Origin of the sequence: Bradyrhizobium sp. SZCCHNR3119 (genome assembly GCF_032487775.1) — a bacterium.
In the GTDB taxonomy this organism is placed as follows: domain Bacteria; phylum Pseudomonadota; class Alphaproteobacteria; order Rhizobiales; family Xanthobacteraceae; genus Bradyrhizobium.
Genome location: NZ_JAUEUV010000002.1, coordinates 1,289,179 through 1,306,004, shown reverse-complemented (window position 1 = coordinate 1,306,004; position 16,826 = coordinate 1,289,179). Strand labels below are relative to the sequence as shown.

Annotated in this window: 15 protein-coding genes and 1 pseudogene; 6 read left to right on the top strand and 10 right to left on the bottom strand. The window is 63.5% G+C overall.

The annotated features are described in order from the left end of the window. The first annotated feature begins 9 nt into the window (after positions 1-9). The 3 genes from QX034_RS33475 to QX034_RS33465 all read left to right on the top strand — a co-directional run bounded on the left by QX034_RS33475 (position 10) and on the right by QX034_RS33465 (position 2,964). A complete protein-coding gene (locus QX034_RS33475; RefSeq protein WP_315703290.1) occupies positions 10-1,428 on the top strand; it encodes a PleD family two-component system response regulator in 1,419 nt (472 codons plus the stop codon). Between the two features lie 482 nt (positions 1,429-1,910). After that, positions 1,911-2,318: a DUF1127 domain-containing protein gene (locus QX034_RS33470; RefSeq protein WP_316196326.1), complete on the top strand. Its 408-nt coding sequence runs from the start codon at positions 1,911-1,913 to the stop codon at positions 2,316-2,318. 121 nt (positions 2,319-2,439) lie between these two features. Then, on the top strand, positions 2,440-2,964 hold the full coding sequence (locus tag QX034_RS33465) for a GNAT family N-acetyltransferase (RefSeq protein WP_315730183.1): 525 nt from the start codon (positions 2,440-2,442) through the stop codon (positions 2,962-2,964). Positions 2,965-3,139: 175 nt separating this feature from the next. Here the strand turns inward: QX034_RS33465 and QX034_RS33460 are convergent, their stop codons facing one another. The 3 genes from QX034_RS33460 to QX034_RS33450 all read right to left on the bottom strand — a co-directional run bounded on the left by QX034_RS33460 (position 3,140) and on the right by QX034_RS33450 (position 6,409). Continuing rightward, positions 3,140-4,492, bottom strand: a complete 1,353-nt coding sequence (locus QX034_RS33460; RefSeq protein WP_315730184.1) for a globin-coupled sensor protein — start codon at positions 4,490-4,492, stop codon at positions 3,140-3,142. 300 nt (positions 4,493-4,792) lie between these two features. After that, a complete protein-coding gene (gene rpmG / locus QX034_RS33455) occupies positions 4,793-4,960 on the bottom strand; it encodes a 50S ribosomal protein L33 (protein WP_008960778.1) in 168 nt (55 codons plus the stop codon). Positions 4,961-5,083: 123 nt separating this feature from the next. Then, complete coding sequence (locus QX034_RS33450; protein ID WP_315730185.1) at positions 5,084-6,409, bottom strand: LLM class flavin-dependent oxidoreductase; 1,326 nt, start codon at positions 6,407-6,409, stop codon at positions 5,084-5,086. Between the two features lie 192 nt (positions 6,410-6,601). Between QX034_RS33450 and QX034_RS33445 the strand changes: the two genes are divergently transcribed. Beyond that, positions 6,602-6,856 (top strand): hypothetical protein, encoded by a 255-nt coding sequence (locus QX034_RS33445; protein WP_315703295.1) that lies wholly within the window; start codon positions 6,602-6,604, stop codon positions 6,854-6,856. A 99-nt stretch (positions 6,857-6,955) separates the two neighbouring features. Then, positions 6,956-7,150: a hypothetical protein gene (locus QX034_RS33440; RefSeq protein WP_315703296.1), complete on the top strand. Its 195-nt coding sequence runs from the start codon at positions 6,956-6,958 to the stop codon at positions 7,148-7,150. Positions 7,151-7,407: 257 nt separating this feature from the next. On the opposite strand, the gene QX034_RS33435 is transcribed toward QX034_RS33440, so the two are convergent. After that, the gene (locus tag QX034_RS33435; RefSeq protein ID WP_315703297.1) at positions 7,408-8,343 is read right to left on the bottom strand and encodes an alpha/beta hydrolase; all 936 of its coding nucleotides are present in this window, start codon (positions 8,341-8,343) and stop codon (positions 7,408-7,410) included. A 122-nt stretch (positions 8,344-8,465) separates the two neighbouring features. After that, a complete protein-coding gene (locus QX034_RS33430) occupies positions 8,466-9,248 on the bottom strand; it encodes an SDR family oxidoreductase (protein ID WP_315703298.1) in 783 nt (260 codons plus the stop codon). Between the two features lie 68 nt (positions 9,249-9,316). On the opposite strand from QX034_RS33430, the gene QX034_RS33425 reads away from it, so the two are divergent. Then, on the top strand, positions 9,317-9,916 hold the full coding sequence (locus QX034_RS33425) for a TetR/AcrR family transcriptional regulator (RefSeq protein WP_315703299.1): 600 nt from the start codon (positions 9,317-9,319) through the stop codon (positions 9,914-9,916). Here QX034_RS33425 and QX034_RS33420 read toward each other — a convergent pair. The 5 genes and pseudogenes from QX034_RS33420 to topA all read right to left on the bottom strand — a co-directional run. Next, positions 9,878-10,191 (bottom strand): annotated as a pseudogene (locus QX034_RS33420) (hypothetical protein); the annotation flags it as partial. The gene QX034_RS33425 and the pseudogene QX034_RS33420 overlap by 39 nt on opposite strands. A 15-nt stretch (positions 10,192-10,206) precedes the next feature. Continuing rightward, a complete protein-coding gene (locus QX034_RS33415) occupies positions 10,207-10,965 on the bottom strand; it encodes an NUDIX domain-containing protein (protein ID WP_315703300.1) in 759 nt (252 codons plus the stop codon). A gap of 32 nt (positions 10,966-10,997) precedes the next feature. After that, positions 10,998-11,453 carry a DUF983 domain-containing protein gene (locus QX034_RS33410; protein ID WP_315703301.1) on the bottom strand — a complete coding sequence of 152 codons (456 nt, stop codon included), beginning with the start codon at positions 11,451-11,453 and terminating at the stop codon, positions 10,998-11,000. Next, positions 11,441-13,828, bottom strand: a complete 2,388-nt coding sequence (gene rnr / locus QX034_RS33405) for a ribonuclease R (RefSeq protein WP_315703302.1) — start codon at positions 13,826-13,828, stop codon at positions 11,441-11,443. The genes QX034_RS33410 and rnr overlap by 13 nt, the downstream gene beginning before the upstream one ends. 4 nt (positions 13,829-13,832) lie before the next feature. Then, positions 13,833-16,616, bottom strand: a complete 2,784-nt coding sequence (topA, locus tag QX034_RS33400; protein ID WP_315703303.1) for a type I DNA topoisomerase — start codon at positions 16,614-16,616, stop codon at positions 13,833-13,835. Positions 16,617-16,826 lie beyond the last annotated feature (210 nt).

Below are 16,826 nucleotides of genomic sequence, written 5' to 3'. Positions count from 1 at the left end.
GAGTCTTCGATGTCCGCGCGTATTCTTGTGGTCGACGACGTCCCGGCCAACGTGAAGCTATTGGAAGCACGGCTGTCTGCCGAATATTTCGACGTGCTGACCGCGGCCAATGGCGCCGAGGCGCTGCAGATCTGTCAGCGCGCCGAGTGCGACATCATCCTGCTCGACGTAATGATGCCGGACATGGACGGTTTCGAGGTCTGTCGCAGGCTCAAGACGAACCCGGTGACGCATTACATCCCGGTGGTCATGATCACCGCGCTCGACAGTCCCGCGGATCGTGTCCGCGGACTGGAGGCCGGCGCCGACGACTTCCTCACCAAGCCGGTCTCGGACGTCGTCTTGATCGCGCGTGTCAGGTCACTGACGCGGCTGAAGATGATGACCGATGAGTTGCGCATGCGCGCGCTCACCTCGCTCGAGATCGGCGTGCAGGCGCCGGAGCGCAATGCGGTCGCCGATACCGGACGCGGCGGGCGGGTGCTCCTGGTCGATGACCGGCCGTCGTCCTATGAGCGCTTGGCCCCGCTGCTTGCGACCGAGCACACGGTCGACGTGGAGCCCAATCCGGCGGAGGCGGTGTTCAACGCCGCCGACGGCAACTATGATCTCGTCATCGTCTCGCTCGATCTCGACAACTTCGATGGTCTGAGGCTGTGCAGCCAGATCCGCTCGCTGGAGCGGACCCGCCATGTTCCGATCCTGGCCCTGACGGAAGCGGAGAACAACACGCGCCTGTTGCGCGGGCTCGAGATCGGCGTGAACGATTATCTGTTGCGTCCGGTCGACAAGAACGAGCTGATGGCACGGGCACGCACCCAGATCCGCAGGCGCCGCTACACCGATCATCTGCGCGACAATGTGCAGAACTCGATCGAGATGGCGATCACGGATGGGCTCACCTCGCTGCACAACCGTCGCTACATGGAAACGCATCTCGCCACGCTCGCGGAGCAGGCGGCAAGCCGCGGCAAGCCCCTGGGGCTGATGATGCTGGACATCGACTTCTTCAAGGCCATCAACGACACTTACGGTCACGATGCCGGTGATGACGTGCTGCGCGAATTCGCCATGCGCGTACGCCGCTCGATCCGCGGCATCGATCTGGCCTGCCGCTATGGCGGCGAGGAGTTCGTGATCGTGATGCCGGAGACCGATCTGCATGTCGCGGGCATGGTCGCGGAGCGGCTGCGCCGGTCGATCGCCAATGAGCCGTTTGCAGTCCATAAGGGCGTGAAGCGCATCGACGTGACGGTCTCGATCGGACTGTCCACGCTCGAGCACAAGGGCGAGCCGATCAGCGACGTGCTCAAGCGTGCGGATACGGCGCTCTATCGGGCCAAGCACGACGGCCGCAATCGCGTCGTCACCATCGCGCCGCCGAACCAGGCGAGCTATCTGCCGCAGGTGGCCGGACGAAGCCGCTGAGGGGCAGGGCGGTGCTGCGGCTCGGTTGCCGCGAGCGCCGACGGCGATGCGTGCTCGCATCTCTCTCCACCTGTCATTCCGGGGCGCTCACGACTTTGTCGCGCGCGGAATGACAGCGAGTTTGTTGTAAGAAACATCCCGACATAAATCTCGTCCTCGCAACGCATTTTGCGATCGAGCTTTGAAGTTCATTCCCTCTTCGAGACGGAACGTCTGAAGACGACTTCACGTCGGCTCGGGAGAGCTCCTGGCGAGCAACGCGGTACGTGCCTTGATCTTGCACGACCTCCGTGGTATGCATGTAGCATGATCAACGTCGTGCGCAATCGTACCCGTAAACACATGACCCGCTCTCGCTGGGCCGTGGAAGGAGTCGTGCGCTAGGAATTCGACGACGCGATCTTTTCACCAGGCCCCGCCGGCATCGGACGGGGCCTTTTGTTTGGCCACGCTCTCTGCCGGCACAACAGCAGGAGCATCCGATGCCACCCCAACAGACGAACAGCACGTCCGAGATCGAGCCCAATGCCGCAGGGCTCGGCCTCGATCCCATCGCGCTGACGAGAAACGCCGCAGGCCACGCTTTGGCAGCGGCGCGCCCCGATGCGTCCATTGCCGCGCTGAGAGACGCCTTGTCGGAAAAGGACGCTGCCGGACCACCGGCCGCATCGACGCGGAGTCTGTTCAGCTTGCTCGAGCGATACTGGCGCGCGTTTCAGGAAGGTCGCCGGCGCCGGAGGGGGAGAGCGAGCTTGCTTGAGCTGAGTGAGAGACAGTTGATGGATATCGGCCTGACACAAGGTGACATCGACTCCATCACCGCTCACCAAGCGATTGAGAGGCTCAAGGACAGCACGACGTATCTGTTGCTGTCCCGAGGTGTGATGTAGCTGATGGCAAGTCGCCGCGCGTTTGACTTGGCGCCGTCATATGCGGACATGTGCGTTGCGAGCGATTTGGGCCCGCAACGCGCTTCAAGAAAATGAGATGTCACGTAGAGAGAGCGTGTCCATGAGCGCCGATGTCATGATCCGACGCCTAAGGCCAGACGACGCGAATTCGTTCAGAGCCATTCGCTTGGAGGCACTGACGGTGAACCCGGAAGCGTTTGGGAGCACCCTTGCGCTTGAAGATAAGCTCGACGTGCCGTGGTTTGCGAGCCGACTTGAAAACTCCCACGTTATGGGTGCGTTTCGAGATGACGAACTTGTCGGGACGGCGGGTTTCGCTGTTCAGCAGGGGCAGAAGCATGCTCATAAGGGCAGGCTTTGGGGGATGTATGTTCGACCGAGCTCAAGAAACATCGGCGTCGGACGCTTGTTGGTGAGCGCCGTGCTGGATGTCGCGCGCGAGAAAGTCGAACTGATCCAATTGACCGTCGTCAGGGATAATCGACCTGCCCGGAGGCTCTATGAGAGTGTAGGTTTCGTGGAATTCGGTATGGAGCCGAAAGCCTCAAAGCTTGGCGAAAAATATTACGACGAAGCACATATGGCGCTCGACTTCAGTCAGTCAGGGCGGATCAGCGAAGCGTGATCCGCCGCTCTTCTACAATCGTTGTGGAATCCGCCCCACGGGCTGGTTCGCGCGTCAAACTCGCCGCAGCGGCCGTGGCGGCTGCGATGCGGCTCTGGCCCTGGGCCGTCGATACAAAACGGCCGGCGCGGGACCAATTCCCGGCCGGCTGTCGATGTGTCCGGATGAAGGGCTATTACGCCGCGCGCACGCCCTTGAGAAACTTCTCGAGTTCGTCCTTGAGCAGGCTGCTGTCCTTAGAGAGCGAGTGCGCTGCGGCCAATACCTGCGCGGATGCCTTGCCGGTCGCGCTGGCACCCTGACTGGCGTCGCCGATATTGCTGGCGACGCGGCTGGTGCCGCTGGCGACGTCCTGCACGTTGCGGGAGATCTGTCCGGTGGACGCGCCCTGCTGCTCCACGGCCGCGGCGATGCCAGCGGCGATCTCCGAGATCTGCTTGATCGTGCCGCCGATCCGCTTGATGGAGGCGACCGAAGTCTGCGTGGCGTTCTGGATGCCCTCGATCTGCTGGCCGATCTCCTCGGTCGCCTTGGCGGTCTGCGAGGCCAGCGCCTTGACCTCGGACGCGACGACGGCAAAGCCGCGGCCGGCGTCGCCGGCGCGGGCGGCTTCAATGGTCGCGTTGAGCGCGAGAAGATTGGTCTGGGCCGCAATCGAAGTGATCAGCTTGAGCACGTCGCCGATCCGCTCGGCCGTGCGGGAAAGCTCGCTGATGCCGGCATCCGTCTGCTCGATCTGTCGCACCGCTTCCTCCGCGATGCCGGTCGACTCGGTGACTTGCCGGCCGATCTCGTTGACGGAGGAGGCCATCTCTTCCGTGGCGGAAGCGACCGACTGCACCTTGGTCGAGACTTCGGTCGAGGCGGAAGCCGCACTCGACGACAGCACCTGGGTGTTCTCCGCGGTCTTGCTCAGCGTGGTGGCGGACGCCTCGAGTTCATGCGAGGCCGTGGAGACCTTGTTGATGATCTGTCCGACGGTGGCTTCGAACTCGTCCGCCAATTTGCGGACCGCAAGGTGCTGTTCCTGCTTGGCGGCGTCGAGATACACGGAGATCGCAAGATCCATGTCGAGCATGGCCGCGCGCGTGATCGCCGCCTGCAGCACCGCCTTCTTCTCCCGCGCGCCTTGACCGGCGAACCAGCCGTTTGCCATTTCGGTTTCGATGGCTTTCTGCAGACCGGTTACGATCATCGAATAGCCGGCAATATACCAGCGCGGTTCGATGCCAAGACGGTTGTGGGTCATGCCGATCCGCGTCACCGACTGCACATAGGCGTCGTCGAATTTGGCGGCCGCGAGCGAGCTCCAGTGATCGATCTGAGCCTGCTTGGCGTGGCGAATGACGGCCGGGTTGGGAAACAGCTTGGCGAGCTGGGGGTACTTGGTGACGTGGGCGTAGAACTGGTCGAGGATGCCGGGCAGGACGCGGCCGATCAGCGGGCGCAGCTCGCGTAGAGCTTCGCGGGTGGCGTTATCGATACCGATGAAATCGAGGCGGGACAAAATGGCATTTGTGTCGTTCATCGGCGAATCCATCGGTCAAAGCAAAACAGCAGGCCGCCCCTATCAGGGCCCCTATGGTGCTAAGCGTGAATTGCAAATGTTTGGTTGACGTTTCCCTAAGCGGAGAGATGCTCCGGTATTATTATCGGGTGGCGAGGTAGGCTGAGGATGGTGAGCGGGGAAGAGCCGACGCTGTGGGACGCGGGGCCGTTCACCGTGCGCCCCTGATCGTGATCCGTCGAGCCCAAGCGACCAAAAGTCAAAACCCAAATAAAAACGGGGCCTTGAAGGCCCCGTCAAAGTCGGCAGATACCCGCGATCTTACTTGATCTTGGCTTCGCGGAATTCGACGTGCTTGCGCGCAACCGGGTCATACTTCTTCTTGACCATCTTCTCGGTCATGGTGCGCGAATTCTTCTTGGCGACGTAATAGAAGCCGGTGTCGGCCGACGACACGAGCTTGACCTTGATGGTGACCGCTTTGGCCATGACTTGAACCTTTGTGGACGGAATCGGTGGGAGTGGGCGCCGGCCAAAGAGGGGGCGCAGTTGGTGGGCAACCTACCCAGCCAGCCTCCAAAGTCAAGGTTTCCGGGCCGGATTCTCCGGCCTTTAGCCCTCGAAGAAGCGGTTTTTCGGCCGGGGCAGGCCGAGATTTTCCCGCAGCGTCGGCCCCTCATACTCTTTACGGAAGATCCCGCGCCGCTGGAGTTCGGGAATCACCTTATCGACGAAGTCGTAGAGCCCCTGGGGCAAATACGGGAACATGATGTTGAAGCCGTCGCTGCCGCGGCTGGTCAGCCATTCCTCCATCTGGTCGGCGATGGTTTCGGCCGTGCCGACGAACGACAATCCGCCGTAGCCGCCGACCCGCTGGGCCAGCTGGCGCACCGTGAGGTTCTCGCGGGCGGCGAGATCGACCATGCGCTGGCGCCCGCTCTTGGATGCATTGGTCTCCGGGATCGGCGGCAGCGGCCCGTCAGGATCGAAGCCGGAGGCGTCGGTGCCGAGGATCACCGACAGCGAAGCAATGGCGCTGTCGTAATGCACCAGACTGTCCAGCTTCGCGCGTTTCTCCTTGGCCTCATCGACACTGTCGCCGACCACGACGAAGGCGCCGGGCAGGATCTTCAGATGCTCCGGATCGCGGCCGACCTTCTCCATCCGTCCCTTGATGTCGGCGTAGAGCGTCTTTCCGTCGGCGAGGTTGCCGCCGCCGGTGAAGACCGCTTCGGCGGTTTCGGCCGCGAGCTGCTTGCCGTCCTCGGAGGCGCCGGCCTGCACGATCACCGGCCAGCCCTGCACGGGGCGCGCGATGTTCAGCGGCCCGCGGACCTTCAGATATTTGCCCTTGTGATCGAGCACATGCATCTTGGCGGGATCGAAATACAGGCCTTGGTCGACGTCGCGCACGAAGGCGTCATCGGCAAAGGAATCCCACAGGCCGGTGACGACGTCGTAGAACTCCCGCGCCCGCTTGTAGCGCTCGGCATGCTCCATGTGATCGTCGAGGCCGAAGTTCAGCGCGGCGTCCGGATTGGACGTCGTGACGATGTTCCAGCCGGCGCGGCCGCCGGAGATATGGTCGAGCGAGGCAAAGCGGCGCGCGACGTGATAGGGTTCGTCGAAGGTGGTCGAGCCGGTCGCGATCAGGCCGATATTCTCGGTGACGGCCGACAGCGCCGAGAGCAGCGTGAACGGCTCGAACGAGGTCACTGTGTGGCTGCGCTTCAGCGCATTGATCGGCATGTTCAGTACGGCCAGATGGTCGGCCATGAAGAAGGCGTCGAACTTGCCGGCCTCGAGCTTGCGGATCAGCTGCTTCAGATGGGAGAAGTTGAAATTGGCGTCAGGCCACGCTCCAGGATAACGCCAGGCGGCGGTGTGAATCGAGACCGGGCGCATGAAGGCGCCGAGCTTGAGTTGACGTGGGGCCATAGGCTGCACTTTCCTGGATGTTATTTGCAAAGACATGGGAACGTTTGGTTCGTGAGTCATCGGCCGTCTCGGGGAGGAATGTTGCCATTTGCATTCCGTATGGGGAATATCGTTCCCCTGGTCGAACATGTCCGATGCATCGAACCGTCCAGCGGAGTCGCCGACAAACTGCCCAGTCACTGAGAGTACCTCATGGCAGCTGCAGCGGAAGCTGACATCATTCGCCTCGAACTACCGATGCCTTTGCTTGGGCGGGCGATCGCTTTGCCGCTGATTGCGGCCGGCTGCTACCTGCTTTGGAATGTGGCGGTTGGTCTTGGCGAGGTGCTGGCAAGCCCCAGCTATCCCGGGGGAGATTGGGCAGCAATCGCCATTTTTGCCGGACTTGGCCTCGCGGTCATCATTCCGGGTCTCCTTATTGCGACGTTTCGCGGGGCGCCACGGTGAGTCCGAGCGCTGGCGAAATCGTCATCTCGAGGAGTTTCGGGCCATTCCAGCTTCGGAGTGTCCGACGGCTCTCGAACTACAAGCTGATCAGCATTACCGATGATGGCGACGCCAACGCACGCGGTGTACGAAGTCAATTTGTGCGGCGGCAAAGGCGCTGAGCCGCTCAATGTGCGCGGTTTCAGCCGTTGCGAGGACGCAAACGCCTTGGCGCGGCAGTTCGCCGGCGCGCTCAAAATCCCGGTTAAGGACTTTGTCGATACCGAGCCTGATGCGGACGATGTCGACGGCTGATTATGCCAGCACGTCCTTGCATCTTGCCGCCGTCGGAAGTGGAAGAACGACTGACGCCGAATACTCGGAATGGCGTATTTGCCGAAGCGGTCGTCGTCCAATCCGCCACGGATACGTCATTTGAGACTGATCGACAATCGCGAAGAAGAGACGTGGACATCGTCCTTTGCACGCAAACTCATGCTGCGGAAGAGAGGGAGCAGTTGGCGGTTATCGCCCTTCGTGCGACTGCCCTCGCTCCGCGATCTCGAAAAAGTTCAGCCCTTGCTGGTGGCCTTGACGAAAGCGCCGATTTGGGCGGAAGCCTCGTCTGGATATTGATGATGCGGCCCGTGTCCGGCTCGCGCATAGGTGATCAGATGAAGGGTCGGCAGTTGTCGATTCAACGCGTACCAGTTCTCGATCGGGAACACGATGTCGTGGTCGGCTCCCAGGTGCAGGATTGGAACCGACGTCGTCTTCAAGAGCTGCAAAATCTGGTCTGACGGAAACACAGGATTGCGCGGCGTGTTGCCGATCTGCGCCATGGCCCAGTCGGCCGGAACGTCGGGGCTGCGGTCCTGCTTTCGCGCCATAATGCGATCGAACGAGCGCTTTGAAGCCGCCCGGCTGCCTGCGTCCGCAGGTTCGAAGAACACAGTCGTGAACTGCTCCAATGCGATGCCGGGGATTGCCGCGGTATCATAGAAGAGTTGCTCGCCCGTCTTGACCAGCGGGCCCGGAGGCGTCGTGGCCAACAGAACCACATGACTTGCCATCGGACCGGTCATTGCCAGCAAGATCTGCGCGGCGATCCCTCCGATCGACCATCCACCGATCGCGACGTCCTTGAGGCCGAGTGCCTCGATGAGATCCTTGCCATCCTTGGCGAGCGACATCGGATTGTAGGATTTTTCGCCAGTCGACTGGCCAAGACCTGAATAGTCGAAGGTTACGACCTGAAAGCCCTGTGCGGCCAATCCGTCGATGAAGGCGGGATCCCAAAGATCGAGGACGCCGCGAAAGCGGTTGCACAGGACCAGCGGCTTGCCCGTACCGACGGATCGATAGGCGAGGCGGCGTCCGCCAACGTCGACGAACTGGGTGGGGGCGGTCACCGAACTGGCGGCGGCCTGCGCCTTCAGCGGCAACGCAAGTGCCGCAGCGCCCAGCGCTCCGGCAGTGATCATCGTGCGACGAGATTGAGAGTTCATGTCCGTAATTCCTGCTAAGGCAGCATCGAGGCTGCTGGCTGGATCGACGGGATGGTTACGCGTTTCGAGATGAGGCTGGAGTACCGATCGGCCGGTATCGCCGACCGATCGGAGCGTTGGGACTAGGCGCTGGCGCACGCGCGGTAGCGCTCGGCGGGCTGCGCACCCAAACCTGAGGGCAGAACCGCGCGTGCGCCCTCGAACGCCTCCCAGAGGCCAAGGTCCGAAAGGGGCGGTATCGTCACGGCTTCGCGCCGATCGAAGCCGACCAGCGCCGCGTCGACCAGGTCCTCGACGCCCATGAGATTGGGAATTTTCGAGAGATCGGCACCCGCCCGTTCCCAGATTTCGGTCCTGGTTGCCGCCGGTACCACGGCCTGGACGTAGACGCCCTTAGGCCCGACCTCGGCCGCCAGCCCCTGCGAAAAGGTGAGCACGTAAGACTTGGTTGCCGAATAAATCCCCGGGAAAAACGCGGGCATGAACGACACCACCGAACCGAGATTGATGATGGCGCCGCTTCCGCGTTTCACCATGCCCCCGATCGCCGCCGAAGCCAGCAGGGTCGGCGCAGTCACATTGAGCTTGAGCAGTTGCTCCATAGCGGCGGGATCCGCCGCTTCGAACGGGCCGAGCAGCGCCGCGCCAGCGTTGTTGACCAGAATCTCGACTGGGCTGCCCGAACGCAGCCGGTTCGCCACCATTTGCAGCTGTGCGGCATCTGTCAAATCCGCTGTCAGGACTTCGACGGCAATCCCGTGCGCCTTGTGCAGTTCCGCCGCAAGGGCCGCCATTCGCTCCGTCGCGCGAGCGACGAGGACGAGGTCATGGCCGCGCGCGGCAAGGCGCCGCGCATAGACGGCGCCGATGCCGCTGGAGGCGCCAGTAATGAGTGCAGTGGACATGTCTTCTTCTCCATGGGAGGGGCCATCTGTCCCCAAATGTAGATGACGATCATCATCTAATTGCAAAGATGATGGTTGTCATCTACATTTTTTTGAACTGGGGGAGATTTATTTTGGCGAGAAGCCGGGAGCAGAAGGCGGAGAGCAGGCGGGCGATCGTGAACTCGGCCGCTAAGTTGTTCCGGGAAAAGGGAGTTGACGGTGTTACCGTCGCGGAGATCATGGACGCAGCGGGACTGACGCACGGCGGCTTTCCAAGGCACTTCGCGAGTAAACAGGAGCTCGTGACCGAGGCCCTGGCGGACATTTTCGAGTCCAGCAATCGTCAACCCTTGCTGCCGACGGATGTCCGTGGCTTCGCCCGCGCGTATCTGCGGCCAGAACATCGGGATGCGGCGGGGGCGGGATGCGTCTTCGCGGCGCTCGGGCCCGAGATGTCGCGGGCGCCGGCGCCCACACGCCGCGTCCTGACCGAGGAGATGCGACGGCAGATCGAACAATTCATAGCCTCGGCGCCTGGTGACGATCCGCACCAGAAGCGTGTCGCGGCCATCGGCAGTTGGGCAGCGATGATTGGGGCGATGTTGCTCGCGCGCATCTCCGATTCAGAAGAGCTGTCGGACGAAATCCTACAGGCGACCCGCGCCTTTCTCGGCGCGGAGCCCTGAGAGTTGCCGATATCGGAGCGCTTCGACAAGTAAGCGAATGCCTGCGCCTGCTGCCTGCGGCTCGGTCAATGCAAGTGATAGCCGGAAATTGGTGGGCACCAATCCTCCAGCACGCGCGAAGACGCCCCTGCGCGCGACCTCGGCCTTGACCTGTTCCTCGGGAGGCAGGCAAGTCCGAGCCCAGCCCATAGCCACCACCGCCCGCGGAAGTCTTGGCCGATCCGCACTGCGATCATGTCCTTCGCGACTTGCTCGCCGAGGCGGACCCCGGCGTCGATGGAGACTGACGTCTACGCGCCCAGCACGTCCCTGTGCATCTTGCCGCTGTAGAAGTGGAAGAATGGCACCGGCGCATCGTGGCGCAGCGGACCGGTGGCAAGGCGCCGCTCCAGTTCGTTGAGCACATTCTTCGTCATCGGGTGCAGATCGGCGAGGGGTTTCGAGCCGAGCTCGACCCACACGAGCTCGACGAGCTCGGCATCCGGATGCACCACACCCTCGACGCGATGGGTGATCGAGGAGGCGTCCGCCGTGAAGAAGCGGGTATCGAAACGCTTGATGCGGCCGGGCGGAGTGATTGCGCGCGCGATCAGGAACAGGCTGGACGGATCGGGCAGCAGGCCCGCTTGAGCAAATGGGGCCCAGGGCCCATCGAGTGTCGGCAGCGCGCCGTCGATCCGCCGCCCCAGGCATAGGCCCGTCTCTTCGCAGGCCTCGCGGATGGCGGCGACGGCGAGCGACTTCGCGCGCGATACGCTCGTCTGCGGCCGTCCCTTGAACAGATTGGCTTGTAGCTCCGGCGGAATAGGAGCCGCCACGGGCACGCGATGGTCCGTCTTGTCGACGCGTCCACCGGGGAAGACGAACTTGCCGGGCATGAACACCACCTTGTCGTGGCGTTTGCCCACCAGCACCTTCGGCGCATGTCCGCTGCGGTCGATCAGGATCAGCGTCGCCGCGTCCCTCGGCTTGGTGTAGGGATGATGATCGGCCTCCTTCTCGGCGGGCTTGCCCGCCGGCGCTCCCGTGGTCTGTGCCGTCTCGCTCATGTCCTCCCCATTTCCATTCGTTTGTTGGCCGTTCACACCGGCGGGATGCCTTCCGCGGGATTGTCGTCGAAGCCGTGCATGCGCAAGGCCCATTGCAGGCCGACGACGGTGCCCTTGACGGGTTGCAGCAGCGCCAGCGAGGCGAACAGCGTCAGCGGCAGATAGATCGCCAGCTGCAGCGGGACCGGGGGCGAATAATTGGTTTCGATATAGAGCGCGAGCGGCACCACGATGTGACCGACGATGACGATCACGAGATAGGCCGGCAGGTCGTCGGCGCGATGGCCGGAGAAATCCTGGCCGCAATTGTCACAGCTGTCGGCGACCTTGAGAAAGGCGCGAAACAGCTTGCCTTCGCCGCAGCGCGGGCAACGGCCGCGACAGCCGCGCTTCATCGCGCTCCAGACGTCGCGCGTCTCGACCAGACCGGTGTCGCGCGTCCAGGTCGTCGGGCGCACGCTCTTCGGGGTCGTGCTCATGGCGTCCATGATTTGCCTTTCTTCGATGTGCCGGACTTGCGTTTAGTCTTCGGCTTCGCGTTTTTCTGACGTTTGGTCCGTGTCCCAGCCTTCGCGCGCTTCGATGTCGCCTCTTTGCCCTTTTTGGCTTCCGATTTCAGCCTGCCTCTGACGCTCTCGCGCGCCTTGGGACCTTCACGCCGCCGATGGCGCGGGACCAGCACGTCGGCCTCGGTCAATAGTTCGAACCGCAGGGCGCCGGCCACGGGCTGAGCTTCTACCAGACGCACGTCGACGACGTCACCCAGCCGGTGCATGGCGCCGCTGCGCTGGCCGATCAGCGCGTGCCGCGTTTCGTCGTAATCGAAATATTCCGTGCCGAGGGTGCGGATCGGCACCAGCCCGTCGGCTCCGGTGTCGTTGAGCTTGACGAACAGGCCGGCGCGGGTGACGCCGGAGATACGGCCCTGGAAGGTGGCGCCGACGCGATCGGCGAGGTGATGCGCAATGAGACGGTCGGCGGTCTCGCGCTCGGCCTTCATGGCACGGCGCTCGGTCACCGAAATCTGCGCGGCGACTTCCGCGAGATGATCTCCCGTCTCGCTGTCGGGCAGGGCGCCATCGCCGAGGCCCAGCGCCCGGATCAATCCACGATGGACGACAAGGTCGGCATAGCGGCGGATCGGCGAGGTGAAATGCGCATAGCGGCGCAGGTTGAGGCCGAAATGCCCGTAATTCTCGGCGGAATATTCCGCCTGCGCCTGCGAGCGCAGCACCACCTCATTGACCAGCTGCTCGTAGTCCTGCCCCGCCACCAGGGTCAGCACGTGGTTGAACAATGACGGACGCAGCGCGCCGGACTTGGCGAAGGGGACATCGAGCGTCTTCAGGAATTCCTGCAGAGCGTGGACCTTCTCGACCGCGGGCTCGTCATGCACGCGGTAGATCAGCGGCAGCGATTTCTTCTCCAGCATTTCCGCCGCTGCGACGTTGGCGAGGATCATGAATTCCTCGATCAGCCGATGCGCATTGAGCCGCTCCGGCACGACGACGCGGTCGACCGTGCCATCGGGCTTCAACAGGATCTTGCGTTCGGGAAGATCGAGATCGAGCGGATCGCGGGCGTCGCGGCCGCGCTTGGCAACCTCATAGGCGGCGTAAAGGGGCTTCAAGATCGGCTCGAGCAGGGGGCCGGCGACGTCGTCCGGCCTGCCGTCGATCGCCGCTTGCGCCTGTGCATAGGCGAGCTTGGCCGCCGAGCGCATCAACACGCGATGGAAAGTATGCGAACGCTTGCGGCCGTCGGCGCCGAGCACAATGCGCACCGCGAGCGCGCCGCGCGGCTCGCCCGGCACCAGCGAGCAGAGATTGTTGGAGATGCGCTCCGGCAGCATCGGCACGACGCGATCGGGGAAATAGACCGAGTTGCCGCGCCGAAGCGCGTCGCGGTCGAGCGCCGAACCTGGCCGTACATAATAGGCGACATCGGCGATGGCGACATGGACGATGTAGCCGCCCTTGTTGTTCGGATCGGGATCAGGCTCGGCGTGGACCGCGTCGTCGTGGTCCTTGGCGTCGGGCGGATCGATGGTGACCAGCGGCAGCTCGCGCCAGTCTTCGCGTCCCTTCAAGCTTGCAGGCTGGGCGTCCTCGGCCTCCTGCACTGCAGCGGGTGAGAAATCGAGCGGGATTTCATGCGCGTGGATCGCGATCAGGCTGATCGCCTTTTCCGTCGCGATCGAGCCGTAGCGCTCCTTGACGCGGCCGGCGGGCAGACCGAAACCGCGTCCGCGCAAAAGGTCGACGCTGACGAGATCGCCGTCCTTGGCCTCGCGGCTGTCCGCGGGGGCGATGCTGAGCTCGCGTCCGGCCTGCTTCTTGTCGACCGGGATCAGCCGGCCGCCGCCGCCGGGCGATGCGCGGAAGATGCCGAGCACACGATGCTTGGCATGATCCAGCACCTTGATGACGCGGCCCCGATAGGACACGCCTTCGGCGGTTTCGCTGGAGTCGATCCGTAACAACGCGCGGTCGCCGACCCCGGCGGTGGCGCCGGGGCGGGCATGGCGCGGCGTGTGAATGCGGATGCGCGGTGGTTCGGATTGTTCGGCCTCGTCCCATTCGGCCGGGGTGGCGATCAGTTCGCCGTCGCTGTCACGACCGGTGATGTCGGCAATGAGCGTCGCCGGCAGGGACGCGGCCTCCGTGATCGCTCGTCGGCCGCTCTTCTTGACGGCGCCCTGATCGACGAGATCGCGCAAAATTCGTTTCAGCTCGGCGCGATCGGCATTCTTCAGGCCGAATTCGCGCGCGATTTCCTTGGTGCCAACCTTGCCCGGATTGGCGCGGATGAAGGCGACGATGGCCTCCCGCGAAGGGAAGCCGATGTCGCGCTTTTGGCTCATTTTCTCATCCGCGGGCCTTGCCGGCGCTTTTCTTCGCAGGCGCCTTCGCGCCGGAGGACGGTTTGGCCGAGGTCTTGACGGCCTTGCCGACCGGCGCGCGCGCCTTGCTGGTGGACTCTGAGTTCGATTTGGCTGCGGCCTTCTTCACCGCTGCTTTCTTGGCTGGCTTCTTCGCAGGCTTTGGCGTGTCGCCATCCTCTCCTTCGGCCTCGGCGGCCTTGGATTTGGCGGCCTTGGCTGCGGTCTTCCCTGGCGTCTTGGCCTTTTTCGCAGCCTTGCCGCCACCCTTCGCGGCCCGTTCATCGAGCAACGCAATGGCCTCGGGCAGCGTGATCGTATCCTTGTCCTTGTCGCCGGGGATCGTCGCGTTGACGCCGCCGGCCGTGACATAGGCGCCATAACGCCCGCTCTTCACGGCAACAGCGCCGAGCGAGGGATGGTCGCCGAGCGCCTTGCCGGGATCGGCGCCGAAGCGCTTGCTTGGACCCTTGGCGACCTTCTCGGCGATCAGCGTGACGGCGCGGTTGAGGCCGATGTCGAACACCTCGTCGCCCGCTTCCAGGCTCGCATAGGTCTTGTCGTGCTTCACGAACGGGCCGAAGCGGCCGATGCCTGCGGTGATCGGCAGGCCCGTCTCCGGATGCCGGCCGATTTCGCGTGGCAGCGACAGCAGCTTCAGCGCGAGCTCGAGGTCGACGTCGGACGGCTGCGTGCCCTTGGGAATGCCCGCGCGCTTGGGCTTCTCGCCTTCCGCATAATCCTTCTGGTCGCCGAGCTGGATATAGGGGCCGAAGCGGCCGGCCTTGATCGTGACGTCCAGACCGGACTCCGGGTCCTGCCCGAGCACGCGATCGGCCGCAGCCTCGCTGTCGGCGGCGAGCGGCCGTGTATAGCGGCACTCCGGATAGTTCGAGCAGCCGACAAAGGCGCCGAACTTTCCGGCCTTCAGGTTCAGCCGTCCGGTGCCGCAGGTCGGGCATTGCCTGATATCGCCGCCATCGGCGCGCGGCGGATAGATGTGCGGACCCAGCATCTCATCGAGCGAGTCCAGGACCTGCGCGACGCGCAGGTCCTTGATGTCGTCGACGGCGCCAATGAAGTCGCGCCAGAAATCCTTCAGCACCTGCTGCCAGGAGATCTCGTTGTTGGAGATGCGGTCGAGCTGCTCCTCGAGATCGGCCGTGAAGTCGTATTCGACGTAGCGGCGGAAGAAGTTCTCCAGGAACGCGACCACGACGCGGCCCTTGTCCTCGCCGTGCAGACGCTTCTTCTCCAGCTTCACATAGCCGCGGTCCTTCAGGACCTGCAGGATCGAGGCATAGGTCGAGGGCCGGCCGATGCCGAGCTCCTCCATCCGCTTGACCAGCGAAGCTTCCGAGAAGCGCGGCGGCGGTTCGGTGAAATGCTGGGTGACGGAGAGGTCCTGCCGCTTCAACGGCTCGCCCTGGCTCATCTGCGGCAGACGGCGGCTGTCCTCGTCCTCCTCGTCGTCGCGGCCTTCCTGGTACAGTGCCAGGAAGCCGTCGAACTTGATCACCTGGCCGGTGGCGCGCAGCTCCAGCGCGCGCGAACCTGCCTTGGCTGATATGTCGACCGTGGTGCGCTCGAGCTCCGCCGATTCCATCTGGCTGGCGATGGTGCGGGTCCAGATCAGCTCATAGAGCTTGGCCTGATCGTCGTCGAGCCGCCGGCGCAGGTCGGCCGGGCGGCGCGACAGATCCGTCGGGCGGATGGCTTCGTGCGCTTCCTGCGCGTTCTTGGCCTTGGTCTGGTACTGGCGCGGGCTGTCCGGCACATAGGCGTTGCCGTAGATCTCGCCGATCACCTTGCGCGCCTGCGTGATCGCCTCGGGTGCGATCTGCACGCCGTCGGTTCGCATATAAGTAATGAGGCCGGTGGTCTCGCCGCCGATATCGATGCCCTCATAGAGCCGCTGCGCGATGCGCATGGTGTGCGCCGGCGCAAAGCCGAGCTTGCGGCTCGCCTCCTGCTGCAACGTCGAAGTCGTGAAGGGCGCTTGCGGATTGCGCCGTGCGGGCTTGGCGTCGACGGACGTGACGGTGAAGGTCGCCGCGTTCAGCGCCTGCTTGAAGTCTTCGGCTTCGGCACCGGTGCCGATATCGAGGCGCTGGATTTTCTTGCCGTCGGCCCCGACCAGACGCGCCTCGAAGGTTTCGCCGCGGGGCGTCGCCAGCGTCGCGATCAATGACCAGTATTCGCGCGGAACGAACTTCTCGATCTCCATCTCGCGGTCGCAGACCAGCCGCAACGCCACCGACTGCACGCGCCCAGCGGAGCGCGCGCCGGGGAGCTTGCGCCACAGCACCGGCGAAAGGGTGAAGCCGACCAGATAATCCAGCGCACGGCGCGCCATATAGGCGTCGACCAGCGCGCCGTCGATCTGGCGCGGATGCTTCATGGCTTCGGAGACGGCCTGCTTGGTGATGGCGTTGAACACCACGCGCTCGATCTTCTGATCCTTCAGCGCGCGCTTTTCCTTCAGGACCTCCAGCACGTGCCAGGAGATCGCCTCGCCCTCGCGATCAGGGTCGGTGGCGAGAATCAGCCGCTCCGCTCCCTTCAGCGACTTGGCAATCTCGTTCAGTCGACTGGCGGCCTTGGGATCGACCTCCCAGATCATCCGAAAATTGTGGTCGGGATCGACGGATCCATTTTTTGCCGGGAGGTCGCGGACATGGCCGAAAGAGGCCAAAACCTCATAGGAGGAGCCCAGATATTTATTGATCGTCTTGGCTTTCGCCGGCGACTCCACGATGACGATATTCATGCAGTTCCAGTAGCTTACGGGAAAGATTGAAGCCAGTTTCGCGGATTCGCCAAAGGCCTCGTTGACCCGAACATGGGTGGTGAGACGGTTCCTGTCAAATCGAAGCGTGTTGAAAGCCGGGGCGAGAAGGCTACCGACGTATAAGCAGGGTTGCAGAGAGGTGCCCTGGAGTTACGCTCGCACCAGGAGTACTTTTACAACGATGCACGT